At 70.3% G+C, this 15,943-nt stretch carries 14 protein-coding genes and 1 pseudogene; 7 read left to right on the top strand and 8 right to left on the bottom strand.

Annotated features, from left to right (window positions below):
• Positions 1-21 precede the first annotated feature (21 nt).
• From TRAD_RS01605 to TRAD_RS01580, 6 genes are all read left to right on the top strand, one after another.
• On the top strand, positions 22-1,008 hold the full coding sequence (locus TRAD_RS01605; protein ID WP_013176833.1) for a Gfo/Idh/MocA family oxidoreductase: 987 nt from the start codon (positions 22-24) through the stop codon (positions 1,006-1,008).
• Positions 1,009-1,021: 13 nt separating this feature from the next.
• Positions 1,022-1,480, top strand: coding sequence for a 3-hydroxyacyl-ACP dehydratase FabZ (gene fabZ / locus TRAD_RS01600; RefSeq protein ID WP_013176832.1), 459 nt, complete (start codon positions 1,022-1,024; stop codon positions 1,478-1,480).
• An 18-nt stretch (positions 1,481-1,498) separates the two neighbouring features.
• Positions 1,499-2,293, top strand: a complete 795-nt coding sequence (gene lpxA, locus TRAD_RS01595) for an acyl-ACP--UDP-N-acetylglucosamine O-acyltransferase (RefSeq protein ID WP_049772909.1) — start codon at positions 1,499-1,501, stop codon at positions 2,291-2,293.
• Between the two features lie 124 nt (positions 2,294-2,417).
• Entirely contained in the window at positions 2,418-3,641 is a 1,224-nt protein-coding gene (locus TRAD_RS01590; RefSeq protein ID WP_013176830.1) for a glycosyltransferase family protein, read from the top strand.
• The gene (locus tag TRAD_RS01585) at positions 3,638-5,278 is read left to right on the top strand and encodes an ABC transporter transmembrane domain-containing protein (RefSeq protein WP_013176829.1); all 1,641 of its coding nucleotides are present in this window, start codon (positions 3,638-3,640) and stop codon (positions 5,276-5,278) included. Before TRAD_RS01590 ends, TRAD_RS01585 begins: the two co-directional genes overlap by 4 nt.
• A gap of 5 nt (positions 5,279-5,283) precedes the next feature.
• Entirely contained in the window at positions 5,284-6,054 is a 771-nt protein-coding gene (locus TRAD_RS01580; protein ID WP_013176828.1) for a class I SAM-dependent methyltransferase, read from the top strand.
• Here TRAD_RS01580 and TRAD_RS14960 read toward each other — a convergent pair.
• The gene (locus tag TRAD_RS14960; protein WP_013176827.1) at positions 6,051-7,304 is read right to left on the bottom strand and encodes a glycosyltransferase family 4 protein; all 1,254 of its coding nucleotides are present in this window, start codon (positions 7,302-7,304) and stop codon (positions 6,051-6,053) included. The two genes, TRAD_RS01580 and TRAD_RS14960, sit on opposite strands and share 4 nt — an antisense overlap.
• A gap of 131 nt (positions 7,305-7,435) precedes the next feature.
• Between TRAD_RS14960 and TRAD_RS16575 the strand changes: the two are divergent.
• Positions 7,436-8,740 (top strand): annotated as a pseudogene (locus TRAD_RS16575) (cation:proton antiporter).
• Here the strand turns inward: TRAD_RS16575 and TRAD_RS01565 are convergent.
• The 7 genes from TRAD_RS01565 to recG all read right to left on the bottom strand — a co-directional run bounded on the left by TRAD_RS01565 (position 8,737) and on the right by recG (position 15,737).
• A complete protein-coding gene (locus tag TRAD_RS01565; RefSeq protein WP_013176826.1) occupies positions 8,737-9,186 on the bottom strand; it encodes a DUF2721 domain-containing protein in 450 nt (149 codons plus the stop codon). The pseudogene TRAD_RS16575 and the gene TRAD_RS01565 sit on opposite strands and share 4 nt — an antisense overlap.
• 16 nt (positions 9,187-9,202) lie before the next feature.
• Positions 9,203-9,463, bottom strand: a complete 261-nt coding sequence (locus tag TRAD_RS01560) for a nucleotidyltransferase domain-containing protein (RefSeq protein WP_185095185.1) — start codon at positions 9,461-9,463, stop codon at positions 9,203-9,205.
• A 25-nt stretch (positions 9,464-9,488) separates the two neighbouring features.
• Positions 9,489-9,908, bottom strand: coding sequence for a HEPN domain-containing protein (locus TRAD_RS01555; RefSeq protein WP_041947089.1), 420 nt, complete (start codon positions 9,906-9,908; stop codon positions 9,489-9,491).
• A 13-nt stretch (positions 9,909-9,921) separates the two neighbouring features.
• Entirely contained in the window at positions 9,922-11,058 is a 1,137-nt protein-coding gene (locus TRAD_RS01550; protein WP_013176823.1) for a pyridoxal-phosphate-dependent aminotransferase family protein, read from the bottom strand.
• A complete protein-coding gene (serA, locus tag TRAD_RS01545) occupies positions 11,058-12,632 on the bottom strand; it encodes a phosphoglycerate dehydrogenase (RefSeq protein ID WP_013176822.1) in 1,575 nt (524 codons plus the stop codon). Before serA ends, TRAD_RS01550 begins: the two co-directional genes overlap by 1 nt.
• A gap of 153 nt (positions 12,633-12,785) precedes the next feature.
• Positions 12,786-13,250, bottom strand: a complete 465-nt coding sequence (locus TRAD_RS01540; RefSeq protein ID WP_013176821.1) for a hypothetical protein — start codon at positions 13,248-13,250, stop codon at positions 12,786-12,788.
• 105 nt (positions 13,251-13,355) lie between these two features.
• A complete protein-coding gene (gene recG, locus TRAD_RS01535; protein WP_041947088.1) occupies positions 13,356-15,737 on the bottom strand; it encodes an ATP-dependent DNA helicase RecG in 2,382 nt (793 codons plus the stop codon).
• Between the last annotated feature and the right edge of the window lie 206 nt (positions 15,738-15,943).

Here is a 15,943-nt window from a genome sequence, read left to right as displayed (position 1 = left end):
GCTGGCGGGCGCGCGGACGCTATGAAGCGCCTTAAGGTTGCCGTCGTCGGATTCGGCGTGATGGGCCGCAACCACGCCGGCGTGTACGCGGTGCTCCCCCACACCGACCTCGTCGCGGTCGTCGACCCGAGCGAGGAGCGGCGCGCCGAGGCGGCGCAGCGCTTTGCGGTGCAGACGTTTCCCGACGTCGGCGCCATGCTCGCGCGCCTAGGGGGGCAACTCGACGCCGTCAGCGTCGCTGCCCCGACGAGCTACCACTACCCGCTGACCGAAACGCTGCTCAAAGCCGGCTTGCACGTGCTCGTCGAAAAACCCGTCGCGACCAACGTGCAGCACGCCGAACGCCTTGTGGCGCTCAGCCGCCGCCTCGGGCTCACCTTGCAGGTCGGGCACATCACGCGCTTTTACCAGGCGGTCGAGCTCCTCGGCAAACGCATCACCTGCCCGTACCTCATCGAGGCGCGGCGCCTCACACCCAACGCCCGCATCAAGGACGTCGGGGTGATTTTAGACCTCATGATCCACGACATCGATATCGTCTTGGGCATTGTACCGGGCCCCATCACGGGCGTCAGCGTCGCGGGGCACGTGCTAAACGGCGACCCGCACGAGGACGTGGCGGCGGCGCAGATCACCTTTCAAAACGGCTGCATCGCGCGCTTTTTGGCCTCGCGCGTGGCGCCCGACGCCGAACGCACGCTCGTGGTGGCCGAACCGCAGCAGACCCTGCGCGTCGACTTCGGCAAAGAGCCGCACACCGAGGTCTCGGTCTACCGGCCGATTGCCGAAGCGCAGGGGCGCTCCGAAGTGCGCCTCGACCGCGTGGTGGTTCACGAGGACAACCCCTTAAGGCGCGAGCTCGAGCACTTTTTGGCCCGCATCCGCCGCAGCGCGCCGCCTATTGGCACCCTGGATGACGACCTGCGCTCGCTCAAGCTCGCCACGCAGCTCATCGAGCAGCTCAAGGTGCAGCGCTACGAACGGGGCGCCGTACCGGTGCTCGCTTAAAGAGGTGACCAGCATGAGCGACGCCCAGGAAACGCCCATCGACATCCGCGCCCTCTTGCCCCACCGCTACCCCTTTTTGTTCGTCGACGCCTTTGTCTCGCAAGAGGGCGACACCTTCGAGTGCCGCAAAAACGTCTCGCACGGCGAGCCCTTTTTCCAGGGGCACTTCCCGCAGGAGCCGGTGATGCCGGGGGTGCTGATCCTCGAGGCGCTCGCGCAGGCCGCCGGCGTCGGGCTCGCGGTGCGCGAGGGGTGGCACCGACGGCCCCGCGGGGACGCGCCCATCGGCTACCTCGCAGGGGTTGACAACGCCAAGTTCAAACGCAAGGTCGTCCCGGGCGACGTGCTGCGGCTCACGGGCACCATCACCCTCTTTCGCCGCCGCCTCTGCCGCGTCGCGGCGCGCGCGCTCGTCGGCGAGGAGGTCGCGGCCGAGGCCGAGCTGTCGTTCGTGTTCGCCGATCAGCCCTAGGGTGAACCCCGCCGACCCGTGAGCCCCAAACCCGTGAACCCCGAACCCGCCCCCCCCGAGGTGCACCCGAGCGCGGTTGTTCACGACGGCGCGACCCTCGGACCGGGGTGCCGCGTCGGCCCTTTCGTGGTCGTCGAGGCGGACGTCACGGTCGGGGCGCAGAGCGTGCTCGAGGCGGGTACGGTGCTCCAGCGCGGCAGCCGCGTCGGCGCGCGCTGCCGCTTGGGGCCCTACGCGACCGTGGGCGGCGAACCGATGGACACCAAGTTTCGGGGGGAGCCGAGCTACGCCGTTTTGGAGGACGAGGTGGTGCTGCGCGAGTTCGCCAGCGTGCACCGCGCGAGCGGCGAGGGCCAAGCGACGCGGGTCGGCCGCAAGACGCTGGTGATGGCCTACGCGCACGTCTCGCACAACGTGCAAGTCGGCCAGGGGTGCGTGCTCACCACCCAGGTGCAGCTCGGCGGCCACAGCGAGGTCGGCGACTTCGCGGTGCTCGGTTCGGCGGCCCTCTTGCACCAGGGCTGCCGCGTCGGCGCCTACGCCATGTACGGCGCGGGCAGCGCCGCCAACCAGGACATCTTGCCCTACAGCATGGCGCGCGGCAACCCGGCGCGGCACTACCGGCTCAACCGCGTCGGGCTGACGCGCCACGGCGTCACCGGCGAGCGCTACCGGGCGCTCGAGCGCGCCGTGCGCGCCTTTCGCCGCCGCGACTGGGCGCTTTTGGAGGCGCTCGCGCTCGAGAGCGCCGAGGTGCGCACCATGCTCGACTTTAGGGCGCGTTCCAAACGGGGGTTATGCGGCTTCGTGTAGGGCGCATAGGGCTCGTGGCCCGCCGCTCGTGGTGCGCCGCTCGTAGCCCCGCTTGTAGCCGGTGGCGCGTGGCTTGTAGCCTGTAGGGGCGGCCGCTCTCGCCACGGCTCCCGTGACCAACCCTATGACACCACACCCCACCCCACCGCACCCAACACTGCACCCCCCCTCCCAACTCGTCCTCGTCAGCAACGGCCCCGGTGAGCTCTACACCTGGGTCCGGCCCGTGCTGCGCGAGCTGCGGCGGCAAGCGCCCGCGGTGCGCGCGGCGATCAGCCTCGTACCGTGTCAGTTCGCGAGCGGCAGCGAGGCGCGTATCGCCGCGACCTTCGGGGCGGACGCGGTGACGACGCCGGGCGACTTCGTGCGCTTCATGGCGGGGGGGGCGCTGCCGGGGGTCGGCGCGGGCGAGGGCGCCGTGCTGGGGCTCGGCGGCGGCCCCGGGCTGACCCTCAAGCTGGCGCAGCGGCTCCGCTTCCGCGCCTTTCGCTACGCCTTCGTCCCCTACTGGCACCCCAGCCTCACCGCGCTCTTCGTCGACAGCCCGCGCACGGCGCAGCGCGCGCGGCTCCTGGGGGCGCCCGCGTCGCGCCTCGAGGTCGTCGGCAACCTCGTCGCCGACGCCGTCGAGGACGCCGAACCCGCCGCCGAGCCCGGATCGCCCCATTTGCTGCTCTTCTGCGGCTCCCGCGACGCCTTCGCGGTGCACCTCATCCCCCTGATGCTCGCCGTCGCCGACGCGCTGCACCACGCCCTCCCGCGCGCGCGCTTCGTCTGGCCGGTGAGCCGCCTATTGAGCGCCGAGGCGCTGGCGGCGGGGATCGCGGGCGCGCACAAAGACACCCTGGGCGGCCTCGCGGGGCGGCGCGACGGCGACAGCGTCCTGACCCCGGGCGGCGCGCGCGTCGAGCTGGTGCCCGAGGAGGCGCGCTACGCCCACATGCGCGTCGCCGACCTCGCCCTGACGCTCCCCGGCACCAACACCCTCGAGCTCGGCGTCGCGGGGGTGCCGGCGGTCGTCGTGCTGCCGCTCAATAAACCCGAGGTCATCCCGCTCGAGGGGCCCGGCCACTGGCTCTCGCTGGTGCCCCTTGTCGGCACCGCCTTAAAGCGCCACGCCGTCCGCCTCGCCGCGCCGCACCTGCCGGTCTCGCTCCCCAACCACCTGAGCGGCGAAGACCTGATGCTCGAGCTTAAAGGGGTTCTCACCCACGAGCACGTCGCGCAGGCGGCGCTCGCGCTGCTCGGGGACGACGCCGAACGACACCGCCGGCGCGCGCGGCTTTTGGCGACGATGCCGCGCCCCGGCGCCGCCGCGCGGCTCGTCTCGCGGGTGCTCGAGCGATGACGCTCCCCCCCCTGCTGCTGCCGCGCTCGCCGCTCGCCCTCCTCGGCTTTCTCGCGGCGACCCTCAACGCGCTCGTGCGGGTCGCCGTGGCGCCGCTGCTCGTCGCCCCGCTCTTCGACCGGGTGTTCGTTCAGGGCGACTTTGACGCGCTCGGCGGGGTGCTCGCTCTGGGCGGCGCGGCGCTCCTGACGGGCGCGCTCGCGCTCTGGGCGCAGGACGCGCTGCTGGGCACGCTCGCGGCGCGCACCAGCGAACGCTGGCGCGCGGGGCTCTACGAGGCGCTCTTAAAACGCCCGCTGACGCGCGCCGAGAGCAGCGGCGGGCTCGCCGGGCGGCTTCTAGCCGACCTGCGCGAGGTCGAGACCTACGTGCAGTTCGGCCTGGGGACGCTTGTCGCGGAGTCGCTGACGCTCCTGGGGTCGCTCGCCTACCTCTTTTACGTCAACCCCGAGGCGACCCTTGTTCTGCTCGGCGCGGCGCTCCCCTTGGCGCTCACCCTCACCGTCGTCGGGCGGCGCATCGAGGCGAGCACGGCGCGCGCGCAAGCGCACCTCGAGGCCGTGAGCGCGCACGTCCAGGAGGGGCTCGCGCAGGGGGAGGTGGGGCGCGCGTTCGGCCTCGGCGGCTTTCTGCTGGGCCGCTTCGGCCCCGCGAACCGCGGCGCCGCCCGGGCACAGACCGAACGCGCCCTCTGGGCCGCGCTGCAGACGCCGCTCGCGCAGCTCTTGGGGTTCGCCGCGCTCGCGCTGCTGCTCTTCGTGCTGACCCGCAGCGTGCGGGCGGGGGCGATGAGTCTGGGCGAGGTCACGGCCTTTATCACCCTCCTCGCGCTCCTCTCGACCCCCGCCCAGCTCCTGCCGCGCGGCTACGCCCTCCTGCAGGGGGCGCGCGCAGCGGCCGCGCGCCTCCACGCGCTGCGCGCCCTCCCCCCCGCCCCGCTCCCGCCCCCCTCGGCGAGCAGCCCGCCGCCGCGCGCGCCGGTGCTGCAGCTCGACGGGGTCTCCTGGCGCTCCGAGGGCCGTACCGTCCTCCATGAACTCAACCTCACGCTGCGCGGCCCCGCGCTCGTCGCTTTAACCGGCGAGAGCGGGAGCGGCAAGACCACACTGCTGCGCCTCGCCCTGGGCCTGCTCGAGCCGAGCGCGGGGCGGGTGCTCCTAGCCGGGGCGCCGCTCGGGGCGTTTCCCGAAGCGGAGCTCCGCCGGCGCCTCGCCTACGTCCCGCAGCACGTGACGCTCTTTCGCGGCAGCGTGCGCGACAACCTCCTACTGGGCCGCGAGCTGCCCGAGAGCGCCCTCTGGGAGGTTCTAGAGGCGGTCGCCCTAGCGGGCGCGCTGCGCCCGCGCGGCCTGGGCGCGCCGCTCGCCGAGGGGGGCGCGGGGCTCTCGGGGGGGCAGCGGCAGCGCCTCGCGGTCGCGCGCGCGCTGCTTAGCGACCCCGACGTGCTCGTGTTGGACGAACCGAGCGCCAACCTCGACGAAGCCAGCGAGGCGGTGCTGGCGCGCGTGCTGCAGGCACAGGCGCGCTCGCGGTTGGTGCTCGTGGTGGCGCACCGCCCGGCGCTCGTGCGCGCGGCCCACCAGGTGCTGGTGCTTCGTGGCGGCAAGCTCGCACCTGCGGAGCCCTTGAACGTGTAAATGGTATGAACTACGACCCCTTGGCCGAACTCTACGACCTGCAGTACGCGCACTACCGCGACGACCTCCCCTTCTACACCCGCCTCGCCCACGACTACGGCGGGCCGGTGCTCGAGCTCGGCGCGGGTACGGGGCGCGTCGCGGCGGCGCTCGCGCGCGCCGGCTTCGAGGTCGTCGCGCTCGAGCCCGCCGAACAGATGATCCTCCGCGGCCGCGCCCGCTTGGCGCGCGAGGGGCTTGAGGAGCGCGTCACCTACGTCCCGGGCGACATGCGCAGCGTCCGGTTGGGGCGGCGCTTCCCGCTCGTCATCGCGCCCTTTAACACCCTCATGCACGCCTACACCCTCAAAGACCAGGACGCGACCCTCGAGACGGTGCGCGCACACCTCGAGGCGGGGGGCCGCTTCGCCTTCGACCTCTACACCCCGCGCTTCGGGCAGCTCGGCGTCTTGCGGCGTGAGGCCGAGTGGGCGCACGTCGGCGCGGCCGGGGCCCTCGAGCGCGGCGGCGCGGGCGAGCTCTTCTTGCTGCAGGAGCACGACCCCGACGCGCAGCTCATTACCTCGCACTACTTTTTCGACCGCACCGACGCCGCCGGGCGGCTGACGCGCCAGCGCTACCGCCTCACGCAGCGCTACTTTACGCGCTTCGAGCTCGAGCGCGCCCTTTTGCAGGCGGGGTTCGCTAACGTGCGGCTCTACGGCGGCTTCGACCGCACGCGCGTGAGCGCCACGGCGCCGCACCTCGTCGGGATCGCCGCGGCCGCGGCGCCCTAGCGCGCGCACTCGGCGACCGCGCGGTAGTAAAAACGCTCCGTCTCGGCGACGATCACCTCGGGGTGGTAGCAGCTGAGCGCCCGCTCCCGCGCCGCTCGGCCCAAGCGCTCGCGCAGCGGGGCGTCTTGGAGGAGCGTCAGGATGTGCCGGCGCAGCTCATCGGCGTCGGGCGGCGTGTAGAGCAGCCCGCAGCGCCCCTCGGCGAGCATCTCCCCCATCCCCCCCGTGGGGCTCGCGATGATCGCCTTGCCGTAGGTCATCGCCTCGAGGCAGGTGTAGCCGAACGACTCGAAGAGCGAGGGGAAGACGCAGAGGGCGGCCCGTTCGTAAAAGCAGCGGAGCGCCGCGTGGTCCCTGTAACCGACGAAGTGCAGCGCCCCCCGGTAGCGCTCGGGGACCTGGCTCAGCAAGTAGGCCTGAAACGAGGGGTGCCCCGACGCGCTCGGCCCGTCCGGTCCGACGAAGACGAAGCGGGCCGACGGGTGCGCCTCGAGCACCCCCGGGATCGCCTTGACGAGCACCTGCAACCCCTTTTGCTTGGTCGAACGGCCGACGTAGAGCACCGTGTCGGGGTCGGCGGCGGCGGGGTCGGCGGGGGTGATGCGCGTCGGGTCGACGGTGGGGATGTTCGGAAACACCGCGATCGGCCGGTCATGGAGGCCGAGCTCGGCGGCGAACAGCCGGCGCGACACCTCGCTCGGCGTCGTAAGGTGGGTCGCTTTGACAAAGAGCGCGCGCTCGGCCCGCCGGATCAGGCGCCGCCCGAACTCGGGCACGTTGCGGTCGAAAAGCTCGGCGACCGCCGTGGGGCCGTGCAGGCGGATCACCAGCGGCACCCGCGGGTGGCGCTGCGGCCGGTAAAACCCCGCTTCTGCCGCCGAGTCAGCCGCCTCGATGAGGTCGACCCCTTCGCGCGCGACGAGCTCCGAGAGCTTATCGGCGAGCCGCCGGCGAAACCGCACCTCGTCGCGCAGACCGGTGAGCGCGCGGCTCGAGGCGCTAAAGAGCGTTACGCGCGCCGGCACCGCGACGCGCGGCGGCCCGAGGCGCAAGACCGTGACCTCCCCGTCGCGCTCGACGCGCTCCCCTTCCTCGCTGCGGCTCAGCACGAAGACGCGGTGGCCGCGCGCCGCGAGCGCGGCGGCGAGCTTTTGCGTGTAGAGCCCGATGCTCGAGACGAACCGCCCCGGCGGGTAGTCGAGGGTGTAAAACGCGAGGGTGAGCCTGTCGGGGGGCAGCGTCGGGGGCATGGCTTGGAGGACTATAGCACGGCGCGCCGAGCGCTCACGGCGGCGCGCGGCTGCAGGGGGCGCGCGCAAATCACCCGCAAAGCACAGATGCGCGCCCCCCGGGGCGCTACGATAGCGCCCTCACCATGACGATGCTCGAGACCCTCCTTAAAGACCTCCTCTCACCCGTGACCTACGAAGTCGCCGTGCTGCTTCTCGGTTTCGCTTTCCTGGGCGCGGCGTGGCTGCCGCGCTTTTTGCAGGGCCGCCCGCTGTCGTTTCCCATCCTCTACGTGGCCCTCGGGGCCCTGCTCTTCAGCCTGCCGCTGGGGCTCCCCAACGTGCAGCCCCTGGACAACCGGCAGGTCACCGAGCACCTCACCGAGCTGCTCGTGATCGTCGCGTTGATGGGCGCCGGGCTCAAGCTCGACAGGGGTTTTAGCCTGCGCGCGTGGGGGGTGGCCTGGCGGCTGTTGGCCGTGACGATGCCCCTGACCATCGCCGCGACCGCGCTCCTCGGCTGGTGGGTCATCGGCCTCGCGCCGGCCTCGGCGCTCCTACTCGGCGCGGTGCTCGCCCCGACCGACCCGGTGCTCGCGTCTGACGTGCAGGTCGGCGCGCCCGGCGAGGGCCAAGAGGACGAGGTGCGCTTCGGCCTGACCGCCGAGGCGGGGCTCAACGACGGGCTCGCCTTTCCCTTTACCTACCTCGCCATCTTGGCCGTGACCTCGGGTCTCGCGCCGCAGGGGTGGTGAGGCGCGTGGGTGGGCTACTACCTGGCCTATAAGCTCGCTGTGGGCGCCGCCGTGGGCTGGCTTTTGGGTACGCTGCTGATGCAGCTCATCTTCCGCACAAAGGTCCACACCCGGCTCGCCGAGACGGGCGAGGGCTTCGTCGCGCTCGCCGTGACGCTGCTCGTCTACGGCGCCGCCGAACTGCTGCAGGGCTACGGGTTTTTGGCGGTGTTCGTCGCGGCGCTCGCGCTGCGGCACTTTGAACGCGAGCACGAGTACCATAGCAGCCTCCACGACTTCGCCGAGCAGACCGAGCGGCTCCTGATGGTCATCGTCTTGGTGCTCTTCGGCGGGGCGATCGCCGGCGGCCTCTTGCACGACCTCACCTGGGCGGGGGTGCTGGCGGGGGCGGCGGTCGTCTTCGTCGTCCGCCCCCTTTTCGGCCTGCTCGGTTTCTGGGGCTCGCTGCTGCCCTTGCGCGAACGCTTGGCGCTGGCGTTTTTCGGTATCCGCGGCGTCGGGTCGTTTTACTACCTGGCCTACGCCGTCAACCAGGCCGACTTTCCGGGCGCCGAGACGCTCTGGTCGGACGTGGGCTTCGTGGTGCTCCTGTCGGTCTTCGTCCACGGCGTCACGGCCCCCAAGGTCATCGAGCGCCTGGACGAAAAACGCGAGGCCGAGGAGCGCACTGGCGACTACGCCCCCACGGCGCAAGGGAGCTAACGGCGGGCTCTGGAGCGCGGCGTGCGCTTGCGCGGCCGCCGGTGCAAGCGCCCCTCCTCATCCTCGAGGTCTTGCAGCTGCAGGTCGAGGGCGCCGACCGACATCTGAATCTCCCACACCGAGAGGGCGAGCGACACCATCAAGAGGAGCAAGCTGAGCCCGAAGACCCCCTGCCCCAGGGTCTCGGCGCCGATAAAGAGCAGAAACATCGAGAACACGCAGCCGAAAAAGCTGAGCACCCCGAGCGCCTGCATCGCGCGAATGAGCTGCACGCGGCGCCGGAGGTTGCTGATCTGACCGAGCACCGCCGCGCCTTCGCCCTCGAGGTAGCGCTTGTGCAGCTCGCGGATCAGGGTCGCCAGGGTTAAAAAGCGGCTGGTGTAGGCCAGCAGCAGGAGCGAGATGGCCGGAAAGAGCAGCGCGGGGGTGGTGAGGTCGAGGCGCACGGTGACGTAGCCGCTTCTAGAGGGGGCCCTGGGGCGGCTCGAAGAGCGTAATACCCCCCGCTGTCATCTCGCTTAGGAGCTTTTCATGCTCTGCGGCTTCCGCTTCGCTGTAAAGGTGCAGCTCTATGCCGGGTACAGCTAGCGTCCGCCACGCGAGCGCGTAGCAACCCTCACGAGCCTCGCCGCGGTAAACGAGCAACACGTCGATATCGCTGGCCACGGTCGCCCGCCCCTTGCTCCAAGAACCGAAGAGGACGGCCTGCTTGAGAGGCAGCACCTCGTGTAACTGGGCTACCCGCTGCTTAAGCGTCTCTGTCAGCGTCGCCGCCGTCCACGCTGGGTAAAAAACCTGAACAGAACTCAAGGATAGCCTCCGCATGGGCGACAAGCCGCAGCGCCTCCGTTTTAACATAGCGTCCCCCGGGGTAACCCGATGGGTGCGCGTCCGGATAGCGCGTGGGGATGTAAGCTTTGTCAAGTTCTAGGGCGGCGTCATCGAGTTCTGGTGGGACCCTTTGGTGCTTCCCGAGTTCACGCAGCAAGTCGGCGACGGAGTGCCCCCAGACGACGGCGCCTAAAGCCTGAAAAACGGCCTTGAGCCCCTTTTCTGCCGCCTGCTGCGCCGAGAAACAGGCCCACTCGTAGTAAGCGGCGTCTACATCTGCTCTAGCGTGCGACAGGTCACGCCTCGCTTGAGACCACCAATCCAGACTCCGCTCCACAAACCCAAGTCTATCAGCCTGCAAGCACGCGCAGCGCCGCGCTCACCCCCTGCCCGAGCGCGACCGGCTGACCCAGCTCGAGCAGCACCTCTTCAAGCGCCGCGACGATCGTAAGCGCGTCGTAGCGGTCGGCGTAGCCCATGACCGAGGGGCGAAAGAGGTGCTCCTTGGCGTCGTCCTGGCCGCCGGCGATCCGCATCCCGCGCGCGGCGAAGCCCTTGACGATGGCCGGCGCGCTCACCCTTTCGGGGGCGTAGAGCGCGGCCACGGCGGGGCTGACGCGCGCGGCGTAGGGGCGGCAGCCGAGCGCCGCGGCGCCCGCCAACACCGCCCCGTTGAGGCGTTCGCGGCGCCGCCAGAGCGCCTCCAACCCCTCGTCGAGAAGCAGCCCCAAGGCCACCTCGAGCCCCGCCACCAAACTCACCGCGGGCGTGTACGCCGTCTGTCCGGCGCGCTGCTGCGCCCGCTCTTTGCGCAGGTCGAGGTAAAAGGTCGGGTTGAGCCCCTCCGAGCGCGCCCAGGCCCGCTCCGAGAGCCACGCGAAGGCTAGGCCCGGGGGCGTCATGAGCCCCTTCTGGCTGCCCGAGAAGACCCCGTCTAGGCCCCACGCCTTCGGCCGCAGCTCGGCGACCCCTAAGCTGGTCACGGCGTCGATGAGCACGAGGGCCTCGGGCGCCGTTTCACGCACCACCTGCGCAAGGGCCTGCACGTCGTGGAGCACCCCCGTCGAGGTCTCCGAGTGGGTGCTCATGACGGCCTGCACGTCCGGGTGCTCGCGCAAAAGCGCCCGCACCGCCTCGGGGTCAACAGCCTCCCCCCAGGGGAGTTTGAGCTCGACGACCTCGCAACCGTAGTGCCGCGCCAGCTTGACCCAGCGCTCGCCGAACTTGCCCGCGTTGACCCCCACGACCTTCGCCCCTCGCGGCACGCAGGCCAACAACCCCGCCTCGAACCCCGCCGTCCCGCTCCCCGCGAGGATGATCACGTCGTCGCCGGGCACGCAGGCGACCTCGGCGAGGCGGGCGCGGGTGCGCGCGAAAAGCTCTCGAAACGCCTGCGTGCGGTGGTGCAGCACGGGGCGCGCGGTGGCCTCCAGGACCTGCGGCGGCACCTCGACGGGGCCGGGGGCGTAAAGCCGCGGCCGAAACATTAGAGCCGCACCAGTTTGAGGCTGACCAACACGTTCGGCAGCGACCGCAGAACCTCGAGCACGCTCTCCGGCGGCTCCTGGTCGAGCCCCAAGGCAAAGAGCGCGAGCCCGTTCTCGCCGACCCGCGAGAGCTGCATCCCCGAGATGTTCACCCCCGCGTCGCCCAGAACCGTCCCGACCTTACCCACCGCGCCGGGGCGGTCGTAGTTGGTGCAGATGAGCATGGTGCCTTCCGGGCGCAGCTCGATGGGGTACTCGTCGACCGAGACGATGCGCGGCTCCGTCCCCAGGACCGAGCCGCCCACGCTAAAGCGGCCCTCATTGGTGACGAGCGTCACGAGCACGTGCGCGGTGTAGCCGCGGCTACGCGAGGCCATGACCTTCGAGACGCGGATGTCGCGCTCTTTGGCGATGCTGGGGGCGTTGATGTAGTTGGGCGGTTCATCCAGGATGGGTTCTAGTAGCCCCTTGGTCACCGCCACCGCCACCGGGTCGGGGTCCATGGGAAACGTCCCCGAAAACTCGACCTGCAGCTCGCGCATCCGGCCGTGCGCGAGCTGCGCGACGAGCTTGCCGAGCGCCTCGCCGAGCTTGAGGTAAGGCCCCAGCGCGCTCATCACCTCGGGGGCGAGCGCGGGCGCGTTCACCGCCCCGCGCGAGAGGTCGCCATTGAGGGCGAGCGCGGTGCGCTCTAAGATCTCCGCCCCGACGCGCGCTTGGGCCTCGGCGGTGTTGGCGCCCAGGTGCGCGGTCAAGACCACGTCGTCGCGCCCGAGTAGGGGGTGGTCCGCGGCGGGGGGCTCGAGCACGAACACGTCGAGCCCCGCCGCGAAGAGCTTGCCCGCGTCCAGCGCCCGCACCAGAGCCTCCTCCTGGATGATGCCGCCGCGCGCGGCGTTGACCACCACCGCCCCTTCGGGCAACAGCGCGAGCTCGGCGTCGCCGATCATCCCGCTCGTCTCCTCGGTCAGCGGGGTGTGCACGGTCAGGAAGTTGGCGCGCCTCAGCATCTCCGCGAGGTCGTCGAAGAGCTCGACCTTAAGGTCCACGGCGCGCTGCCGCGAGATGTACGGGTCGTAAGCGAGCACCTGCATCCCGAGCCCCTGCGCCCGCCGCGACACCAGCGAGCCGATCCGGCCGAGCCCGATGATGCCCAACGTCGCCCCTTTGACCTCGCGGCCCAGAAACTTCCGGTCCCACTTGCCGGCGCGAATCAGGCGGTCGGAGCGGCTTACCCCGCGCGCGGCGCAGAGCATCAGCGCGATCGTCAGCTCCGCCGCGGAGACGTTGTTCGACTCGGGGGCGTTTAAGACCAGAATGCCGCGGCGGCTCGCGGCGGCGATGTCGATGTTGTCGACCCCGACCCCGCCGCGCCCGATCACCTTAAGGCGCGCTGCTGCGCGGATGAGCGTCTCGTCGACCTGCGTGCGGCTGCGCGTGATGATCGCGTCGTAGTGGGCGACGATCTCGAGCAGCTCCTCGCGCGCGATCCCCTCGCGGTAGTCCACCTCGAGGTGGGGGTAGGTTTTGTCGCCTAGTTGCATCGTGTCGGTGACCAGGACCTTAAACGCCATATCGGGTGGATTGTACCGTAGGGACGCCGCTGCAGCGGTTCCGCGTTGCCGACAGCCTCGGTGCGCGCCCAGGCGACTCCGCGAGAGCGCCGCGCACCAGGTGACGCCTGCTAGCAGGTGGCACCCGCTACCCGTTGGCGCCCTCCCGCGGCCCTAGGGGCGCCGCGCCAGCCACCGACCCGCGCGCCACGTATACCCCAAAAGCCCCGCCACCGTAAAGAGCACCGCGGCCACGAAGTACAGGTTGGGGAGGGTGGGAAAGACGATCCCGTGGACGCTAAACGACTGGTAGAAGCCTAGCAGCGCCAGGTGAACGAGCCCTAGGGTCAGGGGGACGACGGCCGCAAGCCGCGGCCTAGCGCGGTAGAAAAAGCCCGCGAACACCAACAGGCTTGTACCAAACGCGAAATTCAAGATCGCGGTGAGCATCCAGAGCTCCGTGATCCCCTCCCGCCTGACGACGTGGGCGAGGGCGTAGAGCAGGTGCAACAGCCAGGGTATGAAGATGACGCGTACGAGCGCGGCGAGATAGTCGCCCCCGATCCTGAGGCGCAGCCACCACCCCCCGATAAAACCCGCGATAAGGATGAACACGCTAAAACGCCAAAAAAGCTGCACGACTAACCTCCAAACCGCGGGTATCTGCAAGACGCCGCCCCGCCGCGTGAGACCACACGACCCACGCGTTGGCCTGCACCGACCCGCACGCCAAGCGTACCCCAGCTAGATGATCTCCCGAAACGCCACCGCGCGGCTCCGGCGCTTGAGCTCCTCGCGCAGCCGCGTCGCCCACGGCGCCTCGAGTTTGGGGTCGGCCGCGAGCATCTTTTTGGCCAGCTCGCGCGAGCGCTCGATCAGCTCGGTGTCCTTGCTCAGGTCGCCCAACACGAGGTCCGGCATCCCCGACTGGCGGGTGCCTTTAAGCTCACCGGGACCGCGCAGCTCGAGGTCTTTTTCGGCGATCACAAAGCCGTCGGTGTGCTTTTCGATGACGCTCAGCCGATGCTGCGTCCGCTTCGAGCGGTCCCCGGCGACGAGGATGCAAAAGCTCTCGTGTTCGCCGCGGCCGACCCGCCCGCGCAGCTGGTGCAGCTGCGAGAGCCCGAAGCGCTCGGCGTTCTCGATGATCATCACCGAGGCGTTAGGGATGTCCACGCCGACCTCGATAACGGTCGTCGAGACCAAGAGGTCGAACTCGTGGCGGCGAAAGCGCTCCATCACCTCGTCCTTTTCGGGGCCGGTCATCTTCCCGTGCAACAACCCCAAGCGGCACGCCTCGGGCATCAAAGCCTGCAGGTCCTCGAACATCTTCGTCGCCGAGACGATCTCGCTCATCACCTCGGCCTCGCTCTCCTCGATGAGAGGCGTCACCAGGTAGACCTGCCGCCCCTTTTTGATCTCGCTCCAGGCGAAGCGGTAGACGTCGCGGCGCCTGGCGTCGCTCACGAGGCGCGTCTGCACCCCCTTGCGCCCCGGCGGCAGCTCGTCGATGACGCTGAGCTCGAGGTCGCCGTAGTAGGTGAGCGCTAAAGAGCGCGGGATCGGCGTCGCGCTCATCACCAGCACGTCGGGGTTGCCGCTCAACAGCCGCCGCCGCTGCTCGACCCCGAAGCGGTGCTCCTCGTCGATCACCGCGAGCCCCAGGTTGCGAAAGGTCACCCCCTCTTGGATGAGCGCGTGCGTACCGACCGCCAGGTCCGTCTGCGAAGCGCTCAGACGCTCCCTGGCCTCGCGGCGCTCGCGCGAACCCGCCGACCCGATGAAGAGGTCGCACTCGACCCCCAAGGGGTAGAGGTACTGGATCAGGTTGAGGTAGTGCTGCCGCGCGAGGATCTCGGTGGGGGCCATGAGCGCCGCTTGGTAGCCGTTTTGCACCGCCACATAGATGGCCGCCGCCGCCACCGCCGTCTTGCCGGAGCCCACATCCCCCTGCAGAAGCCGCGCCATCTGCTTCGGCGCCGCCATGTCGCCCAAGATCTCGTCCAGCACCCGCCGCTGCGCCCCCGTCAGCGCAAAGGGCAAGCTCGCCGCGAACCGCTCGAGGTCGCTCCGTTTCACCGTAAAGCGCTTGCCCAAAAGGGTGGTGTCGCGGTTTAGGAGCACGCGCAGCTCGAGAAACAAAAACTCGTCGAACTTGAGCCGCCGCAGGGCCGCCGCGAGCCCCTCCTCAGAGGTCGGGAAGTGCACCTCGCGCAGCGCTGCGTCCAGGGGGAGGAGGCCGAAGCGCTCCACGACGCTCCGCGGCAGGTGATCGGGGATGACCCCCAGCGCCCCCAACAGCCGATGCACCGCGCGCCGCACGTACGCCTGGCTGAGCCCCTGGGTCGCGGCGTACACCCCGACGATGCGCCCCGCCGAGAGGCTCTCCGAGTCGTCGTCGATCTCGAAGTGGGCGACGCTCAGCTCCACCAACCGCCCCCGCCGCTTGACCTTACCCGTCACGATGACGCGCTGCCCGGGAAAGAGGCTCTTTTCGAGCCACGGCTGGTTGAACCATACGGCCGTCAGGCGGCCGCCGTGAGCGTCCTCCAGAAAAGCGCGGGTGACCACCATGCCGCTGCGGCTCTTTGTCGCCTTACGGCCCGTGATGGTGCCCACGACCGTCGCCGACTCCTGCTCGCGAAGCGCGCCGAAGTGCGGCAGCGCGCGGCGGTCTTCGTAGCGCTTGGGGTAGTAAAAGAGCAGGTCGCGGTAGGTCTTAAGGCCCAAGGGCGCGAGCTTTTTGGGCGCCTGCGCGCCGAGATCCAAACGCCGCGACTCGAGCGTCGCGTCGAGCTCAGCGCTCGAAAAGGGCGCAGAGGACGTTTCGGCGTCCTCGTCGAGCACTTCTGCCACCCTCACTGCGCGGCCCGGGCTCGGCGCTTCCGGGGCGGGCGCCTCTAGCAGCTCGAGCGCCCGCGCGATCCGCTCGGCCCGCACCTCGGGCGAGAGCGCGCCGTACCCCGCCATGAGCTCTCGCACGTCGGCAAAGGGCTGACCGACGGTCTCGAGCAGCTTCTCCAGACCGCCCACGACCGCCTGATCCCGACAACCACCCTGCAGCTCCCGCAGGAGCGGCCGACGCAACCGCGCCCTAAGCTCGTCCGCGCTGACGGCTCCTCTCACGCCTCTAGTTTAGCGTGCCGCAGCAGCCTTCACAGACCTCCGGCGCTTCAGGGCCCACGACCGATGAGGGGCAACGGACAAGGTACAGTGTGGGTCAAAACAAGAGGGTTTGCGCACGTATCGAGGGCGAAATTCGGGTCGTTGACGAACACCTCAAGAGGATAGCGGCGGAGCAGCAACGCCCGCAGCCCGACCGGCACCGCATC

Origin of the sequence: Truepera radiovictrix DSM 17093 (genome assembly GCF_000092425.1) — a bacterium.
Classification (GTDB): domain Bacteria; phylum Deinococcota; class Deinococci; order Deinococcales; family Trueperaceae; genus Truepera; species Truepera radiovictrix.
Note: the sequence above shows the minus strand (reverse complement) of the source record. Positions and strands in the feature narration are given on the sequence as shown.